General features: G+C 65.7%; 28 protein-coding genes. 7 read left to right on the top strand and 21 right to left on the bottom strand.

What is annotated here, in order from left to right:
• The gene (locus C0J29_RS16545; RefSeq protein ID WP_120792973.1) at positions 1 to 1,374 is read right to left on the bottom strand and encodes a WS/DGAT/MGAT family O-acyltransferase; all 1,374 of its coding nucleotides are present in this window, start codon (positions 1,372 to 1,374) and stop codon (positions 1 to 3) included.
• Positions 1,375 to 1,405: 31 nt separating this feature from the next.
• Positions 1,406 to 1,732, bottom strand: coding sequence for a PE family protein (locus tag C0J29_RS16540; protein WP_162951490.1), 327 nt, complete (start codon positions 1,730 to 1,732; stop codon positions 1,406 to 1,408).
• A gap of 333 nt (positions 1,733 to 2,065) precedes the next feature.
• Here C0J29_RS16540 and C0J29_RS34780 point away from each other — a divergent pair, with 333 nt between their 5' ends.
• From C0J29_RS34780 to C0J29_RS16520, 4 genes are read left to right on the top strand one after another with little or no spacing between them, the layout of a single operon-like run.
• Positions 2,066 to 2,710, top strand: coding sequence for a PE domain-containing protein (locus C0J29_RS34780; RefSeq protein WP_120792972.1), 645 nt, complete (start codon positions 2,066 to 2,068; stop codon positions 2,708 to 2,710).
• Between the two features lie 60 nt (positions 2,711 to 2,770).
• On the top strand, positions 2,771 to 3,028 hold the full coding sequence (locus C0J29_RS16530; protein WP_065048593.1) for a hypothetical protein: 258 nt from the start codon (positions 2,771 to 2,773) through the stop codon (positions 3,026 to 3,028).
• Positions 3,029 to 3,060: 32 nt separating this feature from the next.
• Positions 3,061 to 3,465, top strand: a complete 405-nt coding sequence (locus C0J29_RS16525) for an NYN domain-containing protein (protein WP_120792971.1) — start codon at positions 3,061 to 3,063, stop codon at positions 3,463 to 3,465.
• Entirely contained in the window at positions 3,455 to 4,405 is a 951-nt protein-coding gene (locus C0J29_RS16520; RefSeq protein WP_120794772.1) for an NAD(P)H-dependent flavin oxidoreductase, read from the top strand. The genes C0J29_RS16525 and C0J29_RS16520 overlap by 11 nt, the downstream gene beginning before the upstream one ends.
• A gap of 110 nt (positions 4,406 to 4,515) precedes the next feature.
• Here the strand turns inward: C0J29_RS16520 and C0J29_RS16515 are convergent, their stop codons facing one another.
• The 15 genes from C0J29_RS16515 to C0J29_RS16445 form a co-directional block, all read right to left on the bottom strand.
• Complete coding sequence (locus C0J29_RS16515) at positions 4,516 to 4,827, bottom strand: DUF4333 domain-containing protein (protein ID WP_120792970.1); 312 nt, start codon at positions 4,825 to 4,827, stop codon at positions 4,516 to 4,518.
• Between the two features lie 424 nt (positions 4,828 to 5,251).
• Positions 5,252 to 5,893, bottom strand: coding sequence for a CAP domain-containing protein (locus tag C0J29_RS16510; RefSeq protein ID WP_120792969.1), 642 nt, complete (start codon positions 5,891 to 5,893; stop codon positions 5,252 to 5,254).
• A gap of 1 nt (position 5,894) precedes the next feature.
• Positions 5,895 to 6,239 (bottom strand): DUF732 domain-containing protein, encoded by a 345-nt coding sequence (locus C0J29_RS16505; RefSeq protein WP_065162644.1) that lies wholly within the window; start codon positions 6,237 to 6,239, stop codon positions 5,895 to 5,897.
• Positions 6,240 to 6,249: 10 nt separating this feature from the next.
• Positions 6,250 to 6,732 (bottom strand): hypothetical protein, encoded by a 483-nt coding sequence (locus C0J29_RS16500; protein WP_120794771.1) that lies wholly within the window; start codon positions 6,730 to 6,732, stop codon positions 6,250 to 6,252.
• 5 nt (positions 6,733 to 6,737) lie between these two features.
• Positions 6,738 to 7,313 (bottom strand): mammalian cell entry protein, encoded by a 576-nt coding sequence (locus tag C0J29_RS16495; RefSeq protein WP_242460449.1) that lies wholly within the window; start codon positions 7,311 to 7,313, stop codon positions 6,738 to 6,740.
• The gene (locus tag C0J29_RS16490; protein ID WP_120792968.1) at positions 7,280 to 8,704 is read right to left on the bottom strand and encodes an MCE family protein; all 1,425 of its coding nucleotides are present in this window, start codon (positions 8,702 to 8,704) and stop codon (positions 7,280 to 7,282) included. Before C0J29_RS16490 ends, C0J29_RS16495 begins: the two co-directional genes overlap by 34 nt.
• Positions 8,704 to 9,846 carry a virulence factor Mce family protein gene (locus tag C0J29_RS16485; RefSeq protein ID WP_120792967.1) on the bottom strand — a complete coding sequence of 381 codons (1,143 nt, stop codon included), beginning with the start codon at positions 9,844 to 9,846 and terminating at the stop codon, positions 8,704 to 8,706. The genes C0J29_RS16490 and C0J29_RS16485 overlap by 1 nt, the downstream gene beginning before the upstream one ends.
• Positions 9,843 to 11,096 carry a virulence factor Mce family protein gene (locus C0J29_RS16480; RefSeq protein ID WP_120792966.1) on the bottom strand — a complete coding sequence of 418 codons (1,254 nt, stop codon included), beginning with the start codon at positions 11,094 to 11,096 and terminating at the stop codon, positions 9,843 to 9,845. Before C0J29_RS16480 ends, C0J29_RS16485 begins: the two co-directional genes overlap by 4 nt.
• Complete coding sequence (locus C0J29_RS16475; RefSeq protein WP_120794769.1) at positions 11,093 to 12,325, bottom strand: virulence factor Mce family protein; 1,233 nt, start codon at positions 12,323 to 12,325, stop codon at positions 11,093 to 11,095. Before C0J29_RS16475 ends, C0J29_RS16480 begins: the two co-directional genes overlap by 4 nt.
• Positions 12,322 to 13,350 carry a virulence factor Mce family protein gene (locus tag C0J29_RS16470; protein ID WP_120792965.1) on the bottom strand — a complete coding sequence of 343 codons (1,029 nt, stop codon included), beginning with the start codon at positions 13,348 to 13,350 and terminating at the stop codon, positions 12,322 to 12,324. The genes C0J29_RS16475 and C0J29_RS16470 overlap by 4 nt, the downstream gene beginning before the upstream one ends.
• Positions 13,351 to 13,384: 34 nt before the next feature.
• On the bottom strand, positions 13,385 to 14,719 hold the full coding sequence (locus C0J29_RS16465) for an MCE family protein (RefSeq protein ID WP_120792964.1): 1,335 nt from the start codon (positions 14,717 to 14,719) through the stop codon (positions 13,385 to 13,387).
• A gap of 5 nt (positions 14,720 to 14,724) precedes the next feature.
• Positions 14,725 to 15,540 carry an ABC transporter permease gene (locus C0J29_RS16460; RefSeq protein WP_065163193.1) on the bottom strand — a complete coding sequence of 272 codons (816 nt, stop codon included), beginning with the start codon at positions 15,538 to 15,540 and terminating at the stop codon, positions 14,725 to 14,727.
• A 9-nt stretch (positions 15,541 to 15,549) separates the two neighbouring features.
• Positions 15,550 to 16,323 carry an MlaE family ABC transporter permease gene (locus tag C0J29_RS16455; RefSeq protein ID WP_065048574.1) on the bottom strand — a complete coding sequence of 258 codons (774 nt, stop codon included), beginning with the start codon at positions 16,321 to 16,323 and terminating at the stop codon, positions 15,550 to 15,552.
• A 169-nt stretch (positions 16,324 to 16,492) separates the two neighbouring features.
• On the bottom strand, positions 16,493 to 16,909 hold the full coding sequence (locus C0J29_RS16450) for a nuclear transport factor 2 family protein (protein WP_120792963.1): 417 nt from the start codon (positions 16,907 to 16,909) through the stop codon (positions 16,493 to 16,495).
• Complete coding sequence (locus C0J29_RS16445; RefSeq protein ID WP_120792962.1) at positions 16,906 to 18,162, bottom strand: cytochrome P450; 1,257 nt, start codon at positions 18,160 to 18,162, stop codon at positions 16,906 to 16,908. The genes C0J29_RS16450 and C0J29_RS16445 overlap by 4 nt, the downstream gene beginning before the upstream one ends.
• Before the next feature lie 116 nt (positions 18,163 to 18,278).
• On the opposite strand from C0J29_RS16445, the gene C0J29_RS16440 reads away from it, so the two are divergent.
• The 3 genes from C0J29_RS16440 (at position 18,279) to C0J29_RS16430 (ending at position 21,187) form a co-directional block, all read left to right on the top strand.
• Positions 18,279 to 19,457 carry a LuxR C-terminal-related transcriptional regulator gene (locus C0J29_RS16440; protein WP_065048567.1) on the top strand — a complete coding sequence of 393 codons (1,179 nt, stop codon included), beginning with the start codon at positions 18,279 to 18,281 and terminating at the stop codon, positions 19,455 to 19,457.
• 102 nt (positions 19,458 to 19,559) lie between these two features.
• Positions 19,560 to 19,952 (top strand): limonene-1,2-epoxide hydrolase family protein, encoded by a 393-nt coding sequence (locus tag C0J29_RS16435; RefSeq protein WP_065048564.1) that lies wholly within the window; start codon positions 19,560 to 19,562, stop codon positions 19,950 to 19,952.
• Between the two features lie 56 nt (positions 19,953 to 20,008).
• Complete coding sequence (locus C0J29_RS16430; protein ID WP_120792961.1) at positions 20,009 to 21,187, top strand: TetR/AcrR family transcriptional regulator; 1,179 nt, start codon at positions 20,009 to 20,011, stop codon at positions 21,185 to 21,187.
• Positions 21,188 to 21,228: 41 nt separating this feature from the next.
• Here C0J29_RS16430 and C0J29_RS16425 read toward each other — a convergent pair whose 3' ends face one another.
• Genes C0J29_RS16425 through C0J29_RS16410 form a run of 4 tightly spaced genes read right to left on the bottom strand, consistent with a single transcriptional unit; the run spans position 21,229 to position 24,671 of the window.
• Entirely contained in the window at positions 21,229 to 21,999 is a 771-nt protein-coding gene (locus tag C0J29_RS16425) for a glucose 1-dehydrogenase (protein WP_120792960.1), read from the bottom strand.
• Positions 22,000 to 22,036: 37 nt separating this feature from the next.
• Entirely contained in the window at positions 22,037 to 23,107 is a 1,071-nt protein-coding gene (locus tag C0J29_RS16420; protein WP_120792959.1) for a 3,4-dihydroxy-2-butanone-4-phosphate synthase, read from the bottom strand.
• A complete protein-coding gene (locus tag C0J29_RS16415; protein ID WP_120792958.1) occupies positions 23,104 to 23,613 on the bottom strand; it encodes a flavin reductase family protein in 510 nt (169 codons plus the stop codon). The genes C0J29_RS16420 and C0J29_RS16415 overlap by 4 nt, the downstream gene beginning before the upstream one ends.
• A 2-nt stretch (positions 23,614 to 23,615) precedes the next feature.
• Positions 23,616 to 24,671: an alpha/beta fold hydrolase gene (locus C0J29_RS16410; RefSeq protein ID WP_120792957.1), complete on the bottom strand. Its 1,056-nt coding sequence runs from the start codon at positions 24,669 to 24,671 to the stop codon at positions 23,616 to 23,618.
• Positions 24,672 to 24,673: the final 2 nt, after the last annotated feature.

Genomic DNA, 24,673 nt, shown 5'->3' with positions numbered 1-24,673 from the left:
CTAGGCGGCCTCGTCGACCGGGCCGGGGTGCGGCCAGTCGCAGGTGCCGGTCAGTGCGAACTCCCGCAGGGTACTCAGAACATCCTGCCGCAGAACGTCATTCGAGTTGAGGCGGTCGGGCTGATAGGCAAGCACCGAGATGAACAGGCGACCGTGCACCCGTCCGGAAGCCAGTGCCAACCGCCCACCTGTGCTGTTCATCATCGATGTCGTCACACCGGGAAACAGCGACATCATCGCGAAGCAGTCGGCGGGTGTGCCGTCGACGCGGGTGACCGAGGGGTCGATGGCGCCGACGTTGGAGGTGACGACGGTGCTCGGGGTACCGGCGGCGAACCCGACCAATTTCTTGACCAGTCGCTTCGGCAGGAAGGGAACCAACGGCATCAGTGCCCACCGCTCGTTGGGGATCTCATTGTGGCGGATCAGCGCTTCCTTGATCGTCGCCCGGATCTCGCGGAGGTCGGTTGCCGGAGGCACGCGCGGGACGGTGATGTCGGCATTGGTCACCGCGTTTGCGCGGGTGTCGCCGGGGATCCGCTCGTTGACGGGCATGGCCAGCACCAGTGAACCGTCTGCGGCCACCCGTCCCACCCGCTGAGCGAGCCGGGCCGCCACCGCGGCGAACAACGCGTTGCTGGTGCCGCCGATGGCCTGCGCGCGGGCATCCCACTCGTCGCCGTCGAGGAACACCGTCGTCATCGGCATCGCGATCGGTTCGTCCTTCACGGGCCGCCCTGCTGACGACGGCGTGGCGGTGCCGCGTTCGCGCCAGGCCAGCCGTGCGACAGCGCCGACGGCGCGGCCGGAGGCGGGAAGGTCGCGCGCCGTTTGCCGCATGTCGGCCCGCAGCACCCGAGAGCGCCGCCGCGACCCGGCCGCCGGCCAGCGGATCGAGTCGTCGCGGCCGCAAGCGGCATCGGCCAGCGCCTCGCACAATCCCAGCCCGTCGGCCAGGCAATGGGACAGCACCAGGCTCACACCCGCGCCACTCTCGGTGAACGGGAGCACCGCGAGATGCCACGGCGGCCCGTGTTCGGCGTCCAGTGGGGTGTGCGCCTGCTCGGCGAGCCAGACATCGAACTCCGCACGTGGCCGGGGGGCCGCCATCTCGATAGCCGAGAAGTGTTGGGGGGACACCCATCGGTGTCGGCCGAACGGCAATGGCGAGCGTTCGATGCTGCGACGCAGCCGTCCCTGCTGTAGATGCCGGTGGAACGTCCGCAGGCCGTCGAGGTCGATCGTGCGGTGGTAAACCCAGGCGCACTGCAGGAGGCCGGTGGCTCCGGTGGCCCGTTCACCCAGGAACATGGCTTGGTCGGCGAGATCGATGACATTGTCTACGGTTTTTCCGGAATTGTTATGGCCGCGCATTTGTAGCTCCTTCTTGTCGGGAAATGTCGGGTTATTCGCCGGCCCACGGATTCGACATCGGAAGCGCGCTGATAACCAGAGATTCAGCGGCCGATCGGTCGCTTTCCGTGTAGGTTTGCGCGATCTGAGTCAACGCCGTACCGGTCCGCATCAGTTCTTGCTGAGCGGCCTCGTGCAACTCCAATATCGATGTGGCGTCCTGTTGAAAAGCCACTATGGCCTGCATTGATACCTCGTCGGCGCCGGCGGGTGCCAGGTCGGTGATGGATGGTTGTGCCTGTTGGCCGGCCTGCAGACTGCTGATGCCGATCTGAACCATCTGTGCACCGATGTCGCCGACGACCGGATGAAATGTCATGGGTTGCATTTGGTGTTCTCCTCGTGCGTGCAGTGCCGGATTTGCGCCTCGATGTGAAAATCCGCAGACACTGCATTCCGCGTGATGAACCGCGTCATTTGTTGAGAGTGAACTTAGGGCCCGGCGGCGGCCGTGTCGCCGTTGTGGGCGATAGTCGGAGTAAGCGACGATTTCGTGGTTTTGCGCATTGTGCTCATCGCTGGTTCGGCCGCGTCAGAAAGTGCTTCGAGGGCCCCCTCGGGGACCTTAGAATTGAGGTGTTGTCCAGCGCGGCTGGACAGGCGGGTTCGCCGGGCAGCCGCGCACGAACACAGGAGCAGCACGCAGATGGCAATGGATTCCATGTCCCACGATCCGGCCGCAGGCGACATCGGTTCGCAGTTGGTCGACATCGGCAGCCAGGGCATCAGCGCCGGCTCGACCGCGGGAATGTCGGTGCTGACGGGGCTGATACCGGCCGGCGGCGAAGAGGTCTCGATGCAGGCGGTGATGGCGTTCGCGCAGGAGGCCGCCACCATGCTCGCCTCCAACACCGCGGCTCAGGAAGAACTGATGCGAGCCGGCAGCGCATTGACCGACATCGCCAGGATGTACGGCGAATCCGACGATTCGGCGGCCGGGGCGTTGGCCTTCAGCACCGCCACCATGTCGCGGTTCGGGTCGGCAGGTGGGTCGAGTATCAGTGGGGGCGGGCTGGGTGCCGCCGCATTGCAGAGCCAACTCGGCGCGGCGGCCAGCAATCCAGTGGTAGCCGGTTTCGCGGCTGAGGCGGTGTCTCCGGCGACGACGTCCGCGGTCGCCAACGCCGGCTCGTCAGCGATGGGCGGTGCGGCGCCGTTGGGCAGCGGCATGAGCGGCGCCGGTGCGGCCGGCGGCGCCTCGAAAGCAAGTCTGGCGTCTTCCACCGCACCCGCGGACGACCAGGACGAGCGTCAGCGCGATGGCGAGGAAGAGCAGGCCGGCCAGCGGCTGCTCTGACTTTTTCCCCGTCGAGGCATCTACGCTAACGCGTGACACTCGACGTGAAGGAGCGCTGTTGTGACCGACGAGCCCGAGATGGCCACTGTCCTGCGGCAGATGAAGGTCCCCGAGCGGATGAAGGGCAGTCAGGCGCTGCGGGACTTTCTGCTCATCTATGTCGACGATGAGGAGTCGGTTGCCGCCAACCCGGAGCGGCTCAAGCAGTTGAACGGGCTGATGATTCTGTCGCAACTGGAGATCATCAACGCCTTGGGAGCGCTCGAGGAGAGCGCCCAGAACTACAGCAGGACCACCCGCAGGCGCCGGTGGTTCTGAGCTTCGCCGTATCGAAAGTCGTACCGTGAGGTGTGCGATGGATCGTCGACGGGATGAACGTGATCGGGAGTCGTCCGGACGGCTGGTGGAAGGATCGCCAGCGCGCCATGGTGGTGCTGGCAGAACGGCTTGACCAGTGGGCTGACGCTCAGCGGGAAGCGGTCACGGTGGTATTCGAGCGACCGCCGTCAACGCCGATCCGCTCGTCGCTGATCGAGGTGACCTATGCGCCCAAGGCGGCGGCCAACTCTGCCGATGACGAGATCGTCCGGTTGGTGCGGGCCGATCCCCGGCCCGGCGAGATTCGGGTGGTTACTTCGGACAGGGCACTGACCGAGCGGGTCCAGTGCCTGGGTGCGTCGGTAGTACGCGCCGAGGGTTTCCGTGACCTCATCGACCCGCGCGACGCCAAACGTGGAGGGCGCCATGCCGATTGACCAAACCAACCGGCTGTGCGCGCTGGCCGGCATCGACGTGCCGATCATTCAGGCGCCGATGACCTACATCGCCGGCGCGCAACTGGCGGCGGCGGTGTCCAACGCCGGGGCGCTCGGCATCATCGAGACCACTTCGGAGCAGGGCCGTGCCGATGTGCAGCGGGTGCACGAACTCACCGACCGGCCCGTTGGGGCCAACATCGCGCTACTGTTCAATCGCGACCCGGCGGTGGTAGATCTGTTGGTTGCCAACAATATTCGTTTCGTGACCACTTCGGCCGGAGACCCCTCGCTGTTCACCGGCCTACTGCATGCCGCCGGTATCACCGTGTTCCATGTGGTTGGCACGCTGGCGGCGGCAAGGAAAGCCGTCGACGCCGGCGTGGATGGACTGGTGGTCGAAGGTGTTGAGGGAGGCGGGTTCAAGAACCGCTTCGGCGCCTCGACGATGGTGCTGCTGCCTTTGGTGGCCGCACATGTCGACGTGCCGATTGTCGCGGCGGGCGGCATCTGCGACGCCCGGTCGATGGCCGCCGCGTTGGTGCTGGGTGCCGACGGCGTGCAGATGGGTACCCGATTGCTGGCCTCCGCGGACTCGCCGGTGCACGGAAATCTCAAGCAGGCGGTGGTTAGTGCCGATGAGACGTCCACGGTGCTACTCCCCCTGGACGGCAGGCGGATGATGCGGGTGATCCGGACGGCTGCTGCTGAAAAGCTCGATGTGGCTGGGTCTTTCGAGGCGGGAGGCGCGGCGCTGCAGCGGGTGCAGCGGCTCTACTTCGACGGCGACATGGACGCCAGTGTCGCCAATACCGGTCAGGTGGCCGGGCGTATAGACGACCTTCCGCCGGCCGCCGACATCATCGCGCGGATGTGGGCGGGGTGCCGGGAGGTGTTGGCCGCCACGGCCGATCGGCTGGCTAGCTCGGCCGGGAGTTGACGCGGCTTGGCTGGGTCGGGGGTTGACGCGGCCTAGCTCGGCCGGGAGTTGGCGCGGCCTGGCTGGGTCGGGAGTTGGCGCGGCCTAGCTCGGCCGGGAGTCGACGCAGCCTAGCTCGGTCGGGAGTCGACGTCGTACAGCACTGTCTCGCCGTCGACCTTGATGACTCGCATGTGTGCCGTGTAGGGCTTGCCCTCCGGTCCGGTGAAATGACAGTTGAACTGTTGGCCTACTTTGGCTTCCACTCCCGACGGGCAGCTCACGTCCGTGGGGCGGAAACCGCTGCGTTTGGCGACGACGTCGACGACCGATTGTGCGGCCCCCTCGGGCTTGATGGTTGACTTGCTGCTGCACGCCGGCAAGGACAGTGTCGTCAGACCGGCTAGCAGGCCTGCGGCCACGCGGGTGGAAATGCTTGTCATCAACGAATCTCCTTCGCATTGGCGGCGAGTTGTTGCGATGAGCGTAAGCGCGCTGCCGAACGTGCACACAATGCCACTCAACTCGGCGTGTCGGCGGCATTCTCTGCACGCTCGCGACCGAGTGTCGTTTCGCGTACTGCGAACCACGATGCCGAGCGTGCACACAATGCCGTCACCCTCGGCGTGTCGCCGGCATTCCATGCACGCTCGCGATATGCACGCTCCACCGAATGCCGCAAAGGCACTATGCCCAGCGTGCCGCCGTCATTCCGCGCACGCCGAATGCTGTTGATATCACCGGCGATATCACGTTCCACGGCCCAGTGCCACTCCGCTTCCCGTTACGCATGTGACACCTGGGACTGGGCAGACGTGGCGGCAAGAAAACCACCTGCCGAGAAAAGGCGGCCCGGCGACTGCCGATCTATTCCGGCGGTATGCCGGGCGGCGGGTTCACGCCACGCAGGATCCACGGGAACCAGTCGAGGGCGTACTCGATCTCGTCGGTGGCGTCGTAATCCGGTCGAGGATCAAGAGGAACGTTCTCCTGCACGGGCACAACGGACGACGGCCTCGACGGTGGGACCGCAGCCACGTCCGGTTGCCCGTAGACCGCGACCACGACGGTGCGATCCGGACTGTTCTCCGACCACACCCCGATCTGGCTGTTGGCGCAATTGGACATGATCGCGAAATACGCCGGGTCGTGGTACCACTGATTGATCAATTCGACGCCGCTGATCGCCATGGCCGGATTGATCGCCACCGTTTCGGTGACTTTGCCACGATAGCCGGCACCGGCTGCCCGGTCCTGAGGTGTCGATCCGTCGGATCCGATATCGCCGTTGAGGTTTCGGTTGTTCAATACATCGACCGTGTGCCACTGTGCGGCGAGTTGCAGCTGCGGGTTGATCTTGACGTCGTTGGTGCAGCCGGCCTGGTGCTGGACGGTGAACACATTGGCGACCACGCTGTCGTTGAGTCGCTTGTTGTCCGCGTGCGCGCAGGGCACCCCCACCACGGTGGCAAGAGACAGTGCTGAGAGCGTGAGCATGAGGCGCCGCATGTCAGCCTCCAATCCGGTAGTTGGCCGCGGAGTTTCGCAGCTGCCAAATCAGCGCAGGGCACAACTCGTTGACGGCCTGACTCAGTAGGTACGACGCTTGGAATTCGTCGGCCGTATTGAAGTCGGTCTTGATGTCCCCGATCAGTGATGCATAACTGCGTCCCTGAGAAACCCTGTCGCAGAGGCTGTTTCCATAACTCAGCGCGTCGTCGGCATTGGCGAAGCCGTACCCGGGACGCATGGTGACGTTCACCAGGTAGGCGACCGCGTCTGCGCTGGCGTGTGGTGCGGCGCCCGCAACCAGCAGCGTGCCGGTGGACAACACCAGCGAAGCAAAGCGGCGCATCGCCATCACCTCAGACCGGGTCGAATTGCGAGATCAGCCAACGTCCGTCGCGTTTGTCCAGGGTCACCCGGACGTTGGATGCGGAGCTGGTCGGCGCGTCCTGGCCGACGGTAACCGTCTGGCTCACGAACAACAGCACCACGGCGTGGTCGGCGCTGGCCGAGACCGATGCGGCGCCCCCAACCGTGGCCACCGCGGAAATCTGCTTCTGCTTGGCGCCGGGAATCACCACGTCGTGGGTCAGCTGGCTGTAGGCAGTCAGGAACGTACCGGTCAACCGGCCGCGCGCGGCGTCGAGATCCTGCTGCACGGTGTCGGGCTTATAGGACAACAAGGCGACCGTTCCGTCGCTGGCGGCGCGCATGGATTCCGCGCGAGCCACGACCGCGTCGCGGGCGGAAGTGTCCTGCCATTTGAGCCAGCCGGCAGCGGCTGCCAGCGACAACGCCAGCGCCGGCAGCAGTCCGTAGGCGAGCACCCGCGACCACTTGATCGCGCTCATGGCACGAATCCTACGTTGGAAACCTTGACTTGATCGCCGATCTTCGCAACTGTGATCCGCATTCGCCACAACCGCGGAACCGGCTCGTTTTCGCCGGCATTTGACGTCTGTACTGACACCTCCACCAGCGCTTGAGCCGAATCGGCGGCCTGCGACTCCAGCCCGGCTTCGGTGATGGTGCCGACCGTGCTGGCCTTGGCCTGTTTCAGCACTTCGACGAATGGGCCTGACCGCCTGGCGAAGTCGTTGTAGAACTCGCCGGTCGCACCGTCCAATATCCGCCGGACGTCGACATCGGCGTGCTGCCAATCGATGGTCGTCAGGTTCAGCGCACCCTGCCTGGCCACCTGGAGAAACTGACTGCGTTGGGCCTGAGCCTGTTGCGACTGGTGGGCGCGCAGACCGAGCCACCACGTCAGCGTTGCCAGAGCAACGACCGCGACCAGACCGAAAACCGTCGCCCAGCCGTGGGCGGACAGTGATCTTCGTGCACGCACCGGTAAAGGCGTTTCCTCCTCGGCGACAACGGATTCGGCCGTCAACTGCCCGGCGGCAGCAGCATCGATTGCCATGTCTTGTCCTTCGGTGCGGGTTGAGCGAGATCTGACTGGGTGTACTGCCGACCGTCGGGTCCGGTATAGGTGCCCGTCGCAGGGTCGTACGGCGCGACAGCTGTCGGCGGAGTTCCGGGCGGCAACTGCGGGATCCCCTGGCCGGACAGCGTGGCGTTGGGATCGCCCTTCCAGTTGAAGCCGTCGTTGAGCGGGATGTACTGCTCGTTGCTCTCGCACAGTTTCACCGTGGGCGCTCGTTTGCCGGGCACCGTTTCACACGGGATGTTCCGTGCGCCACGCACATTGAGCGGTGACTCCTGCGGTACCCGGCAGTACAGGTCGCCGGGCGGGCGCCCCGGGTAGTCCTCGAAAGTCGGGATACGCTGCTGTTGGGCCGGCAGGAATCCGGTGGTGCACGGCGGCGGCAGGTTGAGGTTCAGGTTGAAGCTCAGATACTGCCCTCGATATCCCTGCTTGGTATTCAAATTGGCCAGAATGCCGGCCTGTTCGGCCTCGATCGACCGGGGGAAGACGACGAGCAGTTGTTCGATGTCGTTCTGATAGGTGAGTGCTACCTGCCCGACGCTGACCAGGTTCGCCAGCAGAATCGGCAGCGTCGGTTGCACCCGCTCGATCAACTGACGCACTTCCTGCAGGGCCGGACCGCCACGGTCGATGACACCGCTGACCGCCGCGTCATGCGCCTGCAAATCGGAGGTGACGGCGGCCAGGTGTGAGGCCCACCCCGCGATCGCGTCAGAGGTGTGTGTCTGCGAATCGAGCACCGGTGGCGCGCGGTCGATCAGGGCCACCAGCGGGTCGAGGTTCTTGCGGGCATCGATGGCCAGTGTCGTCGAACCGGTGACCAGCCGGGAAAGTTCGGGGCCCAATCCGCCTACGGCGGTGTATGACTCGTCGACAACGGTCTGCAGGTTGTCGCGCGGTATGGCAGCGATCGCGGAGTTCGCGGCGCTGAGTAAGCCGTTGATATCCGGGGGTACCGAGGTGTTGGCCAGTGCAATGACGTCACCGTCTTTCAGCGGCGGCGAGGTGGCGTTGCGGGGCAGCAACTCGACGTAGGACTCGCCGATCGCGGTGTGACTGTGCACCTCCGCTTTCAGATCGGACGGGATGTCAATGCCCGACTTCAAGGACAGCACCGCTTCGACGCCGGTGTCGGTGAGCCGCACGGATTCCACCCGGCCCACTTCAAAGCCGCGGTAGGTGACGTTGCCGGTGCCGTAGAGTCCACCAGATTCCGGCAGCTGCATCGTCACCGTGTAGCGGCCGACGCCGAAAAGCATCGCCGGCAGTTTGACGAAGTGCAGGAACGTCACGGCCAGCACGCTCAGCGCTATCACGCCGAAAACACTCAGCTGAATAATGATTCGTCGCGGAAGGTGTAACACTAGGGCCCCTGCTCGAAGTGGTACGGAGCCGTCAGTGGATTGCCCGGCGTGCCCCGGAAGCCTCCGGTGCACGGACTCGGGAATTGGCCGATGGTGCGGCCCCACTGCAGTTCGAGCTGGGTCAGATGGCACTCCCATCGGGTGCCGGTGAAGATCCCTTGGTCGATTCGGCTGAGCGTGAGGTCGACGATCGCCGTCAGATTGGCGTAGTCACCACGCTGAAAGTTCTGGAACGTCTCGTTCGGGAACGGAAAGGTGCCCAGCAGCGACAGCGACCGGGTCAGACTCGGGCCGGCGTTGGCCAGAGATTCCAAAACCGGTCCCAGTTGCGATAATTCGCTGAGCACGCTGACCTTGGTCTGGTTGACCGAGTCCGCCGTCAGCGCGCTGAACTTGCTCAGCTGGTCGGCGGCCTCGACGAGCTTGCCGCGCTCCTCGTTCAGCACCGCGAGCGCGTCGGGAATGGTCGCCAGCGCGCGGTCCAACACGGGTTGCTGGGCCGCGAACTTGCCGACGAGTCGGTTCAAACTGTCTGTTGCGGCGATGATGTCGCCGGACTGATCGTTGAGGTATGCCGAGAATTGGTCCAGCTGACCGATCAAACTGCGCACGTCATGCTCACGACCGCGGAACGCGGTGCTCAATGCCTCGGTGATGTCTTGAATCTGGCCCAGCCCGCCGCCGTTGAGTACCAGGGACAACGCGGCCAACGTCTGCTCAGTGCTCGGATAGGCACTGCCGCGAGACAGCGGGATCACTGCGCCGGCGCTCAGCTTGCCCTGCGGCGCCTGATCTTTCGGTGCCGACAACTCGATGTGGTACGAGCCGAGCAGGCTGGTGGTGCCGATCTTGGCCGTGGCGTTTGCGGGCAGATTGACGTCGCCATTGAGTTGCATCGTCACCAGGGCATGCCAGCCCTGGCGCTCGATCTTGGTGACATGGCCGACCGTGACGTCCGCGACGCGGACCCGCGAATTGGCCTGGATGTTGTTGACGTCGGGCATCTGCGCCGAGACCAGGTAGGAGCCGGGACCGTTGCCTTCCGTGCCGGGCAGGGGAAGTGAGTTCAGGCCGTGCCAGCCGCAGCCGGACACTCCGGCCACGACTGCGAGCGCAGCCACGAATGCCACCAGTCGGTTCATGAGCCGTCTCCGGGCGGCAGCATCAAGCCGGGCAGGCCCGCGGCGGGGTCGGGATGCACCGTCGGACCCGGGGGCACGAAGTCCGGTCGCATCCAGTCTTCGCTGTAGGTGATCTCGTTGGGCCGGGCCTGTGCGCCGACGAACAGGTTCTCCCCCAGCGGCGGGAAGTTGTATTGGCGGTTCTTGACGATCGGGGCCATGTACTGCGCACAGAGTTTCGCCGCTTGTTCGCCACCCAGTCGCGATGCCGCCTGAATTGCCCCGCACAGGAACGCAATCGGATTGGCCATGTTGGTCCCGGCCAGCGCTCCGGTCAGCGATCCGTTGGCCGGCTCGAAGATGTTGTTGAAGTTCTGCAACACGGTCGGGCTGATGTGCAGTGTCTGCTTGATGTCGTCGAGGCTCGCGACGAGCGTCTGGGTGATCGACGAAAGTTTGTCCGAGGCTGTACCGATCGCCTCGCGGTTGTCCGCGGCGAAGCTCTGCACGTCCGTGACGACGGCGTTGAGGTCCTCGGCCGCCGCGGCGACCTTGTGGGGGTCGTCGGCCAGGAGCGACGACACCGAGGCGAGGTTCTGGTTGAGGCGCTCGAGCAGATCCGCGCTGTCATGCAGCGCCGTCACCAGGGTCGACAGATTTTTCAGGGTGGCGAAGATGTCGTTGCTGTGGTCGCCCAGCGCCGAAACCGCTTGGGACAGTTTGATGATGGTGTCGCGGATGGTGGCTCCCTGGCCCCGCAGGTTGTCCGCGGCGGTATTGATCAGGGCGCCCAACGTGCTGACTCCGCCGGGGCGAGTGGGTTTCAGCAATTCGGTGAGCCGCTGCAACTGGTTCCGCAGGTCATCCCATTCGACCGGAACCGCCGTGCGGTCCTGCGGGATGACCGCGCCGTCGGCCATGGCGGGTCCACCGGAATACGGCGGCGTCAGCTGAATCGCCCGGCCCGTTACCAGTTGTGGTGACAGGATCGCCGCCTTCGCATTGGCGGGAACCTTGTGCCTGGGGTCGAACCAGAACGTGATCTTGGAGCGCAGCGGTTGCGGTTCGATCTTGATGATCTTGCCCACCGGCACTCCGCGGATGCGGATGTCGTCTCCGGCGAACAGGCCGCTGCTGTTGTCGAAGTAAGCGACCACCACCGTCCGTTCGGTTTCACCGGCGGTCCGCATCGCGACGATCACCCCGGCGACGAACACCAGCGCGAGGGTGGTCGCCAGCACCGAGCGCGCACGGCGCAACCTGGCCGTCATGGAGTGCCTCCCGGTTGCCGGGCCGGTGGCCCGGGCGGCGGCCCACCGGGCGGCGGGGCCGGCGGCTCCGGACGGTACGGGTAACGCGGATCGCCGGGGTTCCCGGTGATCGCGTCGGGCAGATTCAGACGCGGTTCGCCGCCCTGACCGGTCCGCGGGTACGGGACCGGCAACGCCGGGGTGCCCGGCTGACCGGTCGGGGGGTCCGTCAGTTGCGACGGCAGCAGGGTCGCCGGATCCAGTCCGAGATCGGAGAAGGCGGCGCCGATGAACGGCTGGACGAACTGGCCGGGCAACAGGTTGACCACATAGGCCTTGAAGAACGGGCCCGACGACAGTGATTCGCCGAGGGACATCACGTAGGAGTTGAGCAACGGAAGGGCTTGCTGCAGACGTTCTTTGCGGTTCTCGACGATGGCCAGCACGCCGTTGAGCTTGTCCAGCGCCGGGCGCAGCTGCTGACGATTCTCGGCGATGAAACCCTGCAACTGCTTCGACACCGCCGAGATGTTCCCCCAGATCTGATCCAGCGCCGCGCTCTGGGTTCGCAGTTGCGCGAGCACCGCGTTGGTGTCGCGCACCAGGTCGACGATCTGGTCGGTGCGCCTGGCAAGCACGCCCGTCGCCTTCGCCGCGTTGCCCAGCAGGCTGCGCAACTGGGCATCGCGCTCGTCGAGGGTCTGCGCGAGCCTGGCCACACCCTTGACCGCGTTCCGGAAGTCTGCCGGTGTGTCGGCGAAGGTCTGCGACAGCATGTCCAGCGACGCGGACAGCTGGCTGGTGTTCAGTCCGCTGATGGTGGTGGCCAAATCGCCCAGCGCGTCCGGCAATTGGTAGGGCGACATGGTGCGCTCGATCGGGATCGGGCCGCTGAGCCGACCGTCACCGCGGGGCAGGACGTCGAGGAACTTGCTGCCCAACAGGCCCTTGGTCTTGATCGCCGCCTCGGTGCGGTCGCCGAGCCGAACGTCGGTGTCGATGTTGAACGTGACCAGCACGCCCGGCCCGTCGAGCTCGATGCTGGACACCTTGCCCACCGGGTAGCCGGATACCTCGACGGTGTTGTCGGTCCGCAGGCCGCCCGCGTCGGCGAAATAGGCCGAGACGGTCTTGCCGTGGTCGAAGAACGGTAGCTGCTGGTACTGCAAGGCGCCCACCACCGCTGCGGTGACCAGTGCGATGCCCGTCGTCCCGATGACCAGCCGGTTGCGTTCGGCGAAGCTTTTCATTTCGGCGCGCACCGTCCCGTCGGCTGCGCGGCCACCTTGACGTACACCGGTTGGCCGCCTTTGCCGTTGACCTTGAGCACCACGTCGCACAGATAGAAGGCGAAGAAATCGCCGTACATGCCTTGGCGCACCAGCGCCTGGTATCTGTCCGGCAGTGTGTTGAGCAGGTTGTCGAGGTAGTCGTGGTCGGCCTGCGCGATGCCGGCGACCCGGTCGGTTTCGCGCACCACTTTGGTGAACGGCGCGCGAGCCTGGGACAGCAGATCGGCGATCGAACCCGACGCGGCGTTGGTGTATGCCACGGCGTTGGAGATGTCGGTCTTACGTTCGGCCAGGCCGTGCACCAGTTGGGAGAGTGCGACGACCGCCTGGTCGAGCCGATCGCTCTGTCCGCCAAGCGAACCCAGGACGACGTTCAGATTGTCGACGACCTGCCCGATCAACCGGTCGCGGTCGGCCAGCGTGTTGGTCAGGATCGCGGCCTGGTCGAGGAATGAGTTGATGGTGGGACCCTGCCCCTGGAACGCCTCTAGCAGTTGCTCACTCAGCGCGTTGACCTGGTCGGGGTTCAACGCGCGGAAGAGCGGTTTGAAGCCGCCGATCAGGGCGTCCAGATCCAGCGCGGGTTGGGTGCGCGCCAACGGAATCGTCTGGCCGGGGCGAAGTACGGCAAGGCCGCCGGCGCCCTCCTCGAGCGCCAGATACCGGTCGCCGAAGAGGTTGTCGTAGCGGATGACGGCCCGCGTGCCTTCGGTGAGCGTGACGGAGTCCTCTGCGGTGAACTCGACGCGCACCGTTGCGTCGGGGTTGATCGAAATCCTGGTCACCTTACCGACTTCCACGCCGGCAATGCGAACGAGCTTGCCCTGCCTGAGGTTTGAGACGTTCGTGAACTCGGCGTAGTAGGCCTTGCCGTCGGCGAACCGCACCTCTCCGAAGACAGCGATCAGCACGAATGCGGTCAGCAGACAAACCGCCAGAAAGACGCCGAGTCGCAGGACTACGCCTCTCAGACTGTCCCGCATGGGTGTTCTCCTGCTCTGGTGGTTGCTCGGTGACTCACGGCGGGCCCTCGGCCGGTGGTACCCCGGGCCAAAGCGGCACTCCCCCAGGCCCGTACAGCGCCGCCCCGTACGGTGGACCGCCCGGGTTGGGGCCGACGGCCGGGCCGGGGAGACACTGCCGGATGGACGGCGGTTCGGGCACCGCGCGGGTCACCGGAAAATAGTCGGCCCAACACGGATGTCCGAGGCCGGGATTGGGCCGGATGTCGATGCCGGTGCCCCAACCGGTGTTGGTGACGAGTTCGCGCACCGGGAAGTTCTTGCTGGCGTCGGGCAGTGAACCGCAACCGGGCCTGCCGCCGGGACCTCCCTTGGCGGCCACCAGCGGCAGGTTGTCGGGAAATACGTACGGGTCGTTGCCCAGCAGCAGGGCGACATCGAGTTGCAGGGTGCGGCCGTCGGCGCCACCCCACGCCTCGTAGCCGCCGTTGTTGAGGTACCAGGTGACGCCCTGCAGGAAGCAGGTGTACTCGGGGCTGTACTTGCCGAGCAGCCGGGTGGTCGGCTCCAGCAAGTTGACCGAGGCGACCAGGTCGCCGCGGCTCCTGCCCAACAGGGTGGTGCCGGAGTTGGACAATCCAATGACGTTGAGCAGCAGCGAATCCAGCTCCTTGGCGTGGCTGACGACGGTGGTGCTGGTGGTGCTGGCGGCGTCCAGGATGGTCAGGATGTCCTGTGCGGCCGCGTCATAGGTGTCGGAGAAGTTCTTCAGCGACTTCCAGTCCCGGCGCATGGGCTCGCTGCGGGCGTTGAGTGCCGTCAAGACTTCGTTGAGATCGGTGGCGGCCCTGCCGATCCGCTCGCCCTGCCCGCGTACGGCGTCAGCTACCGCGGTCAGCACCGCGTTGAGTTTGAGTGGGTCGATGACGTTGAGCAGGCTGACCACGTTATCGAAGACGGTATTGATCTCCGTGCTGACGTTCTTCGAGTGCAGAACCGCCCCGGCGGCCAGGCGTGCTCCGCTCGGTTGCGGCGGCGCCACCAATTCGACGAACTTGGCACCGAATGCGGTGGTTGCGCTGATCTGCGCCTCGACATTGGCTGGGATGTAACGCATTTGGCCGGGCTCGAGTTGCAGGGCGAGGCGGGTGCCCGATTTGTCGTCGGTGATGTGGCTGACCCGGCCGATCTGCACGCCACGCATCATGACCTTCGCGTCGGTGTCCATCACCAGTCCGGAGCGGTCCGCGGTCAGCGTCACCGGTACGTACGAGCGCAAGGTTCCGTCGAAGGACACCGCCGTCACGAGGACGACGCTTCCGATGGTGGCCAACAGGATCAGCGTCCACCACCCGTCGTGCAGACGGTGTCGACCTGGACCACGGTTCATCGCGACTAGCTCGCCAGGTGGAAGTTCGGGGACTGGCCATAGATGGCGAGCGTCATGATGACGATCGCGATCGACGCGATCACCATGGACGCGCGGACCGCGCGACCCACGGCCTCACCCACGCCGGCCGGTCCACCGTGCGCGGTGTAGCCGTAGTAGGTGCACACCAGCATGATCACCAGGGCCACCACGACGACTTCGAAGGATGACCAGAGCACGTCGGTCGGACGAAGGAAGGTGTTGAAGTAGTGGTCGTAAACGCCGGAACCCTGGCCGTAGACGACCGTGGTGCCCAGGCGAGCGGCCAGATATGCCGTCATGAGGCCGACGCAAAACAGTGGTACGGCGACGATTACGCCCGCCAGCACCCGGGTGCTCGCCAGATAGCTGACGCTGCGGATGCCAATCACCTCGAGCGCGTCGATCTCCTCGTTGATTCGCATTGCTCCCAGTTGCGCGGTGGCACCGGCGCCCACGGTGGCCGCCAGCGCGACCATCACCGTTCCGGGCTGGATCTCGCGGGTGTTGAAGAACGCGGATGCGAAGCCGGTCAGGGCCTCTACTCCCACCGATGCGAACTGGTTGTAGCCCTGCACCGCGACGATCGCCCCGGTGGTCATCGCCAGAAACCCGACGATGACGACGGTGCCCCCGATGACCGCGAGAGTGCCGACACCCAAACCCATCTGCGCGATCACCCGAAGCAGTTCACCGCGATAGTGCAGGACGGCATCCGGGATACCGGTCAAGGTGCTCACGTAGAACCGCATCTGGGATCCCAGCCGATTCCATTCGGCCGCAACGCTTTGAGTCATCGTCATGGCTTCACCTCACGACACCATGAAGGGCATGCCGACGGCGGTGACGATGATGTTGATAACGAACAGGACGATGAAGGCGAACACCACCGTCTCGTTGACCGCGCGGCCGACACCGGCGGGGCCACCGCCCACCGACATGCCCTTGTAGCAGGCGATCAGCCCCGCCATCAGACCGAACAGTGTCGCTTTGATCATGGAGATGATGACGTCGATGGTGTGGGTCAGCGTGGTGAGCCCGCTGACCCAGGCACCCGCCGAGACGTGCATGAGAAAGACCGAGCAGAAGAAGGCGCCGATCAGTCCGGTCGCGGTCACGATCGAACTCAGGGCCAGCGAGATGGTGGTGGCGGCCAGGACCCGGGGAACCGCAAGTGCCTGAATCGGATTGATGCCCATCACCCGCAGCGCATCGAGTTCCTCGCGGATGGTTCGTGCGCCGAGATCGGCGCACATCGCGGTGGATCCCGCGCCGGCGACCACCAGCACCGTCACGATGGGCGCGCTCTGATCCACCGTAAAGATCGCGCAACCCGTGCCCGAGAAATCGGCGGCGCCGATGTCGGTCAGCAGGACATTGAAAAGGAAACCCGAGATCACCGCCCATGGGATGGTCATCAAAATGCCTGGGAGCGTTGACACCCGGGCCACGAACCAGCACTGCAGCAGGTACTCCCGCCAGGCGAACGGCGGGTGGAACATGGCCAGGAAGGTGTCCAGCGACATCGCGAAGAAGTCGCCGATCGCGCGGACCGGTTTGGCCGCCTGACCGACCGCGATCACCATGTCGCCGCGTACCCCCCAGGCTGGTCGAAGTGGACGTGTGACATCCGCGAGGGTACGCGGAACGCGGCGCTCATGTCCATAGACGATACGCGCATAAATCTCCCTTGACGCAGTAAATAGCCAAGCAAATAACCACTTACTGCGGATGATGTATCTTGCTAGTATCGCTTTAGCGGTCGGTTTCGAGGGTGAACGCCGCCAGGGTGAGGGCCGAGTTCATGAAGTCGCGGAAGTGCAACCAGCGACCGTCGCGCAGGGTGATGATGTGGGCGAACTCCGATTCCCATTCGTGTCCGGTAGCCGGCCGGCGGAACCGTTGTCGCCCCCAGGTTGCGAGATCGTCACCCTGAGCGATGAACTTCCACGCTTGCATTTCGACGATCTCGATGTGCTGCCCAACCGTGGTGAAGAACCGCACCGCTTCCTCGATGCCCAGGTAATCGCCCGCGTAGGGAATGCTTTCGGTGCCGTAGTAGGTGATGCGGACGTCGGGATCCAGGTGTGCGAGCGCGGTCTGCAGGTCGCCTGCCGGAACCGCGGCGTAGACAGCCTTCGTCGCTGCGATGTTGCGTTCGATTTTCGTCATGAAAAGTGAAGCGGCAGGCGGACATACGCGTGGGTCAGCAGGCTGGCGGTCTGCTTGGTGCCGGGATCGTCGGTCACGGTGATCGTCGAATAGCGATCCAGCACGGCGTTGAGCACCGACATCACCTCCAGCCGGGCCAGCGCGGCGCCGAGGCAGAAATGCAGACCGTGGCCCAGCGAGAGCTGCTGGCGGATGTTCGGCCGGTCGAGGTCGAGGCGGCCGGGGTCGGGGAACACGGCGGGATCGCGGTTGGCCGAGCCGAAGAACAGTGCCACCCAGTCCCCGGCGCGAATCACCTTGCCGTCGATCTCGACATCGCGGGTGGCGATGCGGAACAGGCGCTGTGGCGGACCGTCGAGCCGCATCGTCTCTTCGATGAAGATGTTGAGCAGGCTGCGGTCGGCGCGAACGCGTTTCTGCACCTGGGGTTCCCGCGCCAGGGCGTGCAACAGGTTGCCGATCAGGAAGGTCGTGGTTTCGCTGCCGGCGACGACCAGTGTGACGCAGAACCGCACGATCTCCTCCGGCGTGAGCCGTTGCCCGTCGACCTCGGCGCGCAGCAGGGCCGAGATCAGGTCCGCTGCGTCTTCCACATCCTCGCCACTGTCCTCCTCATCGCCACTGGGCGGCCGTTGTGCCAGCCGTTCCGTGTGTTCGGCGAGCCGGGTGGCGAACGTCGCCACCATCTCCTCATTGCTCGCCATGCGCTCCTGCGGCGTCAGGGTCGACGACAGCATGAACGCGTTGGCCCAGCGCCGGAACCGGACATGGTCGCCGTCGGGAAGCCCCAGCAGTCGGACCATGGCCCGGGTGGGAACCTCGGCGGCGAACTCCATGACATCCACGTCGCCGGCGCCGAGATCGTCGAGCAGGCCTGGGACCAGTCCGGCCAGCCAGCCCTCGAGCCGCTTGACGCGCCGGGGCGAGAACGCCTGGCTGACCAACTTGCGCTCCACCTCGTGCTTGGGTGGGTCGGTATTGACCAGCATCAGGCTCGGTGCGGACGATGCCTCTTGCAGCGGATCCCGCGAGGAGAACGTGGTGCTGTCCCGGGCAGCCGCGTGGACCTGGTCGTAACGGAACAGGGCCCAGGCCGTCACGGGTTCGTCGGCGCCGGGCACTGTCCCCGGCGGCCAATCCCGGTATCCCGCAACCGGAGAGAGCTCCCGCAGCCGGTCGTACAGCGGATACGGGTTGGCGATGCCCTCGGGGGTGGTCAGCAGTTCGATGGCTGGGACGGTCGTAAATGACATGCCGATCAGCTTCGGCCGGTGGCGATCACAAAGCGATCCCCCGTTGGGGAGGACTCCTGCCCCCGTACGAGGGGAATTTCGGGATTCTCTCGCATCCGTGGGCCGGCGGGAGGACAGTGAGCATCGTGATCGATGACCAGCTCCTCGGGACGCTGGCCGACGGCGACCACCCCGGCTGGCAGTCGCGTCCGCTGCGGGAGACAGACGCCGCGCGCCGCTACCGCGATGCGTTCGACGGGTGCGGGGTAGATCCCACGGACGACCCGTTGGCGGTCGTGGCCGAGGCCATCGACGCCAAGGCCGCAGTGGTGCGCAACGCGCTCGAGGCCGCCGGGCAACTGCCCGCGACCGATGCGTTGGAGTCGCTGCTGGACCTGTGCGCACTGGAACGGGAGCTGATCGAGGACGGTGCTAAGCGGCGCACATTCGCGCTGTTGGCCGTGCAGGAGGCGTTGAGCAAATTGCGTGCGGTCGACGATGTGGCGACGATCGTCGACCGGGCGCCGCGCGAGCTGGTGGAGTCGTGCGGGTTCGACCGCGCCGTGCTGTTCCGGGTGCACGAGGGCCGAATGGTCATGGAATCGGCCTACTTCGGGGCCGACACGGTGGGTGCGGAGAAGATGGTCACCTTCGCCCAGTCGGTGGCGCCGCTACTGGATCACATGCTGATCGAGACGCAGATGATCCGCCGCCACGCACCCGCCATCGTGCGCGACGCGCGCAACGATCCGCGGGTCAACCGGCCGATCGTGGATTTCTCGCTGACGCACTCCTACGTGGCCGCACCGGTGATGCCGACGGGCAAGGTGATCGGGTTCCTGCATGCCGACCGGCTCTATTCGGGGCGCATCGTCGACGAGATCGACCGCGACACGGTGTGGGCATTCGCCGAAGGTTTCGGATATGCCTACGAGCGCACGGTTCTGCTGGAGCGGATGCGCCGGCAGCACAGCGAAGTGCTGCGTGCGCTGGCCTCCGCCGACGAGGCGGCCCGCGCCCTGCAGGACGCGGATCTGGACCTGCGCAAGATCGAACCGGTTGAACGCAGCCCCGCCGCAAGGTCTTTGGCGGAGGTGCAGACGCGGGTGATGGCCATGCTGACCCGCCGCGAGGTGGAAGTGCTGCGGCTGATGGCGGCCGGCCGCACCAACCAGCAGATCGCCGACGAGCTGGTGATCTCGGCGGGCACGGTCAAGTCACACGTCAAGAGGGTGCTGCGCAAGCTCAACGCGACCAATCGCGCGGAGGCCGCGTCGGCGTATGTCCGGTTGGCAAGTGTGCCCGACTTGGGTTGATGCTCCAAATTATGTCTATCGTCGATACTGCCCTGCCTAGCCAAAATCTGACGTAAACACAAGCAATAGCTTGTCTATACCTCACTGATGTATCTTGGCATTATGACCGAAACCACGGAAAACAGTGAGCAGATCGTTCGTGACTTCCTCGGGTCCTGGGGGTCGCGCAACCTCGACACGATCTGCGACGGCTTTGCCGACGACGCGGTCTATCACAACGTCCCGGTCCAGCCGATCGAGGGCATCGACGGCATCCGCGCCGTGTTCCAAGGTTTTCTGGACGCGTTCTCCGCTGCCAAACTCGATGTGGTCTCGTTGGCGGCAGCGCCCGGTCTGGTGCTGGCCGAGCGCATCGACTACTTCACCATGAACGACGGTCGCAAAGTCGTGCTGCCGGTCACCGGCGTTTTCGAAGTCAAGAACGGCAAGATCACCCGCTTCAGTGACTACTTCGACCTGGCGGACTTCGAAGCACAGAGCGGCCTGCGGCTCTAGGCCACACTTGTCTGGCAGGATTTGTAGTTCCGGCGCGCAGAAAGGGGTTCGGCGAGATGGAGACCGTCGTCCAACCCGTGCGCCGCCGGCCCAAAGACCGCAAGCAACAGATCCTCGACCAGGCAGTCGGTCTGTTCATCGATCGCGGCTTCCACTCGGTCAAGCTGGAGGACATCGCCGAGGCGGCCGGCGTCACCGCCCGGGCGCTCTACCGGCACTACGACAACAAGCAGGCCCTGCTCGCCGAAGCGATCCGGACCGGACAGGATCAGTATCAGAGTGCGCGCCGTCTCACCGATGGCGAGTCGGAGCTCGAACCCCGGCCGCTGAGCGTCGACCTGCCGGATCTCATCGCCGCGGCCGTGGCTTCGCGCGCGCTGACCGTGCTGTGGCAGCGAGAAGCGCGGTATCTCAACGAAGGTGACCGTGCCCAGGTGCGGCGGCGGATCAACGCGATCGTCGCCGGCATGCGCGAGAGTGTCCTACTGGAGGTGCCCGGCCTGAGCCCGCCACATTCCGAACTGCGGGCATGGGCGGTGTCCAGCACCCTGACCAGCCTGGGTCGGCACAACCTGACGCTGCCGGCCGAGGACCTCAAAACCCTGCTGTATCAAGCCTGTATGGCGGCGGCGCGGACACCCCCCACCGCCCGACTGCAACCGCTCGGGACGGGCGCGGAGCCGGACGTGCTGTTCTCCCGCTACGAGACACTGCTGGCTACCGGTGCGCGGCTGTTTCGCGCGCAGGGGTATCCCGCGGTCAGCACCAGCGAGATCGCCAAGGGTGCGGGCATCGCCGGGCCGGGACTGTATCGCTCCTTCTCGTCCAAGCAGGCGATCCTGGACGCCCTCATCCGGCGGCTTGACGAATGGCGCAGCCTGGAAGCCATCCGTGCGTTGCGTCTGGAATCTGAAGCGGCACAACGCCTCCGTCGACTTGTCGAGGGGCATGTCCGGATCAGCCTGGACGCGCCCGACCTGGTCGCGGTCTGTGTCACCGAATTGTCCTACGCCTCTGCCGAAGTGCGTGACAGTTACCTGCGCAATCAGGCCGACCGCGAGGCGGTGTGGATCGATCTGATTCCGTCCAGCACCGCCGTCGAGGCGCGGCTGTTGGTTGCCGCCGCGATCAGCTTCATCGAAGACGTCGCTCGGACATGGCATCTCACCCGCTACGCCGGAGTTGCCGACGAGATCACCGCGATCGCGTTGTCCATCCTGACCAGTCGGTCCTGAGGTCTCGCGATCGCCACGGGGGTTTGGTGGCGACCCGGAGCTCACCAGAGCGCGGCGACCGTTCCGCCGTCGGCGATCTGAGTGGTTCCGGTGATCATCGCCGCATCGTCGGAGAGCAGGAAAGCGACGATGCTCGCCATCTCCTCGGGGGCGGCCATCCGGCCCTGCAGGCGGGCGATCATCGTCCGGGCGCCGCCCTCGCCGAGGGCTTCGTCGAACATCGTCATCGCCGTCTGCTGCATCGGGGTGTCGACGAAGGCGGGCAACAGCGCGTTGGCGCGAATGTTGGACGCACGCAACTCGGCAGCGGTGATCCGACTCAGGTGGCTGATTGCGGCCTTGGACATGCCGTAGGCACCGGATCCACCCACTGCGATGTGGCCGGCCAGTGACGACATGTTCACGATGGCTCCGCCACCCCGCTTGATCATCTGCGGCGCAACATGTTTGGTGCACAACCAGGCACCGCGCAGGTTGATCCCGATGACCCGGTCGAAGTCCTCGACCGAAGTGTCGACGAGCGAGGCGAAATGAACGACGCCGGCATTGGCGACGAGTTTGTCCACGCCGCCGAACAACGTGACGCACACCTGCACCATGGCGATGACCTGCTCTTCATCGCTGACATCGGCTTGGTGACCGACCGCGCCATGGCCGATCTTGGTGGCCGCGGTTTCTGCCGCCGCGGCGTCGATGTCCGCGCACAGCACCTGGCAGCCCTCGCTCGCCAGCCGCTGCGCCACCGCCAGGCCTATTCCGGCGCCGGCCCCGGTGACGATCGCCGCTTTACCGGCCAGGTCGTTATGCGTCATTTGCTTCTTTTTGCGTCATGTGTGTCCACTTCAATTCTCAGCCGGCCGCTGCCCAGGGCTGAGCATCCACGCCGTGCTCGCGGATCGCCCCGAACAGCACCAGACCAAATCCTGGCATGTCGTCAGCGAGTTTGAGGGCATACACCCCGAGGTCACGGAGCATCCAGGCGACGGCTTCCGCGGTGGGGTCACCGGCGTCATCCCGCGCGAACAAGCCGCAGGCACGGGGTGATCCGGCCGGACGCAGGTACAGCACGACTCCGCTGCCCTGGGCCGACATCCGGTTCAGCGCACTGTTGAGTTCGCCGCTGCAGCGACAAGCCTTGGAGCCGAACACATCTCCGGTGAGGCACTCGACGTGGACATGCAGCGGCACAGGCACACCCGCATCGGCGGCGCCAATGATCACCGCCAAATGCTCGCCGCCGTCGTGCACGTCGCGGAAGCCGATGACGCGGGAATTCCCGGCCCAGGTCGGCAGCACGGCCTCGGCCAGCCGGATCACCTGTGGTTCGGTCCGGCGCCGATAAGCCACCAGTTCGGAGATGGAGACCACGGCGAGCCCGTGCTCCACCGCGAACTCGATCAACTCCCCACCACGGGCGACCAGCACGGGGTTGCGGCGCGAGACGATCTCACACAAGCCCGCGGCCCGTCCCCGCCCGGCCAGCCACGCCAGGTCGGATGCGGCTTCGGCTGCGCCGCGCCGGCCCAGCACACCGTCGGCGCCGGCCTGCACCGGGAGGACGTGGCCCGGGCGCCGCAGGTCCGATGCGACCGTGGCGGCAGACCCCAGTGCCGCAATGGTTTTCGCCCGATCCGCCGCGGAGATGCCGGTTCCTGTTCCGCGTACGTCCACCGAGACGCAGTCCGGGCTGTCACCATGGCACATCGGCGGAAGCTGCAGCCGCGCGGACTCGTCGGCTGGCAACGCCACTCGCACATAACCCGATGTGTGCCGGACGGTGAAGTGCAGCAGGCTCGCGGTGGCGGCGGCTGCCGCGAAAACCAGGAAACCGTCGCCGGCGGTCCCGTCGGTGAGAACGACGGGCTGCCCGGCGGCGATCGCGGTGACCGCACGCCGCACCCGGACGTCGGTGGTCTTCATGTGCGCTCCCCCGTGGTCGTGAGTCGGCGAAAACGGCTGCCGTGAAAGATTAGTGGCGATGCATCGGGATCGGCGTGCAGCGAGCATATTTCGAGCAGGGCGATGAGGTGGTCACCGGCCGGGATCTCGTCGCGCAGGCGGCAGTCCAGCTGGGCGGTCGACCCGTGGACCACCACGGCGCCACTGGGCCGCTCGGTCCAGCCGACGCCGGCGAACCGGTCTCCGGTCTTGCGAGACAGGCTGATACACGCGTCGTCGTGCCCCTCGGCCAGCACGCTGACGCCGAGGTAGGGCCGCTCCCGTAACCGCGGCCACGTCGTCGAACTGTGCTGGATGCAGACCGACACCAGCGGCGGGTCAAGGGATACTGCCGTGAACGAACTTGCGGCCATGCCGACCGGGAACCCGTCCAGCGCAGCGCAGACCGCGACCACCCCGGACGGGAAGCAACCGAATGCCCGTCGCAGCGCGGCGTCGTCGAGGCGATCGGCTGCCAGCCCGACCATGACTAGCGAACTCCGTCAAGGAAATTCAGCAGCAGCCGGTTGGTTTCCTCGGGCGCTTCCTGCTGAATCCAGTGGCCCACATCCGCGATCATGTGGGTGCCGTGGTAGTTCGACATCACCTCGTCGGCCCGTTCGACGGCTTCGGCTCCCCAGGTGGTGCCGACGTCGTACTGACCACCGATGAACAAGGCCGGCGGTGTGAGCGGTTTGCCTTCCTGGTCGGCCAGATCGTGCCAGTCGTTGTCGATGTTGTGATAGAAGCTCAGCGGCCCGCCGAAGCCGGAGCGCTCGAATTCCGCCGTATAGAAATCGACGTCGGCGTCGGTGAACCAGGACGGCATGGTCTCGGGATAAACGAACGCGTCCTTGAGCTTCGCGCCCTGCGCCATGCAGAGCGGGCCCGCGCGGATCACGTCAATGGGGTCCATGGCGGTCAGGTCGACGCCGGCATCGACGGCGGCCTTGGTCGCCGCGATCATCCCCTCGCCCGAGACCGTGTAGGTCAGACCGAGCAGCCAGGACCGTACGTCCTCTTCGATCTCGGCGATGATCCCGTCTTGCGCGGAGAAGTAGTCCTGGTACCAGACCCGGCCCTCGCCGGCCAGTTCCAGGTGGTAATCGTTGGGGCGGTGTTCGCCGAAAGGACTGCCCGGCAAGCCGATAACGCCGCGGCCGGCAAATGGAACACTGATGCCGACCACCCCGGCGCACCGCTCCGGGTGCAACCAGGCGAAGGTCCAGGCTACCGGCGCGCCCCAGTCGTGTCCGACGACGAACGCCGTGTCCTGGCCGTACGCGTCGATGACGCCGACGATGTCGCCGACCAGTTCTTTGATGCGGTAGGCGGAGTTCAGGAAGTACTTCGACGATCGTCCGTATCCGCGCTGATCGATGGCGACCACCCGGTAGCCGGCGGCGGCGAGGGCGGGAATCTGATGCCGCCACGAATACCACGACTCCGGAAAGCCGTGGATCAGCACCACCAACGGGCCCTCGGCTGGGCCCTGTTCTACCGCGTGGATTCGGGTACCCCCGCAGTTCAGATTCCGATGATCCATGC

The organism is Mycobacterium paragordonae, assembly GCF_003614435.1.
Classification (GTDB): Bacteria; Actinomycetota; Actinomycetes; order Mycobacteriales; family Mycobacteriaceae; genus Mycobacterium; species Mycobacterium paragordonae.
Note: the sequence above shows the minus strand (reverse complement) of the source record. Positions and strands in the feature narration are given on the sequence as shown.

Excerpts from the sequence above, each read along its gene's own strand:
- C0J29_RS16545 (WP_120792973.1), bottom strand. The coding sequence starts at position 1,374 with ATGCGCGGCCATAACAATTCCGGAAAAACCGTAGACAATGTCATCGAT.
- C0J29_RS16540 (WP_162951490.1), bottom strand. The coding sequence starts at position 1,732 with ATGACATTTCATCCGGTCGTCGGCGACATCGGTGCACAGATGGTTCAG.
- C0J29_RS34780 (WP_120792972.1), top strand. The coding sequence starts at position 2,066 with ATGGATTCCATGTCCCACGATCCGGCCGCAGGCGACATCGGTTCGCAG.
- C0J29_RS16520 (WP_120794772.1), top strand. The coding sequence starts at position 3,455 with ATGCCGATTGACCAAACCAACCGGCTGTGCGCGCTGGCCGGCATCGAC.
- C0J29_RS16515 (WP_120792970.1), bottom strand. The coding sequence starts at position 4,827 with ATGACAAGCATTTCCACCCGCGTGGCCGCAGGCCTGCTAGCCGGTCTG.
- C0J29_RS16510 (WP_120792969.1), bottom strand. The coding sequence starts at position 5,893 with ATGCGGCGCCTCATGCTCACGCTCTCAGCACTGTCTCTTGCCACCGTG.
- C0J29_RS16505 (WP_065162644.1), bottom strand. The coding sequence starts at position 6,239 with ATGCGCCGCTTTGCTTCGCTGGTGTTGTCCACCGGCACGCTGCTGGTT.
- C0J29_RS16495 (WP_242460449.1), bottom strand. The coding sequence starts at position 7,313 with ATGGCAATCGATGCTGCTGCCGCCGGGCAGTTGACGGCCGAATCCGTT.
- C0J29_RS16485 (WP_120792967.1), bottom strand. The coding sequence starts at position 9,846 with ATGAACCGACTGGTGGCATTCGTGGCTGCGCTCGCAGTCGTGGCCGGA.
- C0J29_RS16480 (WP_120792966.1), bottom strand. The coding sequence starts at position 11,096 with ATGACGGCCAGGTTGCGCCGTGCGCGCTCGGTGCTGGCGACCACCCTC.
- C0J29_RS16475 (WP_120794769.1), bottom strand. The coding sequence starts at position 12,325 with ATGAAAAGCTTCGCCGAACGCAACCGGCTGGTCATCGGGACGACGGGC.
- C0J29_RS16470 (WP_120792965.1), bottom strand. The coding sequence starts at position 13,350 with ATGCGGGACAGTCTGAGAGGCGTAGTCCTGCGACTCGGCGTCTTTCTG.
- C0J29_RS16465 (WP_120792964.1), bottom strand. The coding sequence starts at position 14,719 with ATGAACCGTGGTCCAGGTCGACACCGTCTGCACGACGGGTGGTGGACG.
- C0J29_RS16460 (WP_065163193.1), bottom strand. The coding sequence starts at position 15,540 with ATGACGATGACTCAAAGCGTTGCGGCCGAATGGAATCGGCTGGGATCC.
- C0J29_RS16455 (WP_065048574.1), bottom strand. The coding sequence starts at position 16,323 with ATGGTGATCGCGGTCGGTCAGGCGGCCAAACCGGTCCGCGCGATCGGC.
- C0J29_RS16450 (WP_120792963.1), bottom strand. The coding sequence starts at position 16,909 with ATGACGAAAATCGAACGCAACATCGCAGCGACGAAGGCTGTCTACGCC.
- C0J29_RS16445 (WP_120792962.1), bottom strand. The coding sequence starts at position 18,162 with ATGTCATTTACGACCGTCCCAGCCATCGAACTGCTGACCACCCCCGAG.
- C0J29_RS16435 (WP_065048564.1), top strand. The coding sequence starts at position 19,560 with ATGACCGAAACCACGGAAAACAGTGAGCAGATCGTTCGTGACTTCCTC.
- C0J29_RS16430 (WP_120792961.1), top strand. The coding sequence starts at position 20,009 with ATGGAGACCGTCGTCCAACCCGTGCGCCGCCGGCCCAAAGACCGCAAG.
- C0J29_RS16425 (WP_120792960.1), bottom strand. The coding sequence starts at position 21,999 with ATGACGCATAACGACCTGGCCGGTAAAGCGGCGATCGTCACCGGGGCC.
- C0J29_RS16420 (WP_120792959.1), bottom strand. The coding sequence starts at position 23,107 with ATGAAGACCACCGACGTCCGGGTGCGGCGTGCGGTCACCGCGATCGCC.
- C0J29_RS16415 (WP_120792958.1), bottom strand. The coding sequence starts at position 23,613 with ATGGTCGGGCTGGCAGCCGATCGCCTCGACGACGCCGCGCTGCGACGG.
- C0J29_RS16410 (WP_120792957.1), bottom strand. The coding sequence starts at position 24,671 with ATGGATCATCGGAATCTGAACTGCGGGGGTACCCGAATCCACGCGGTA.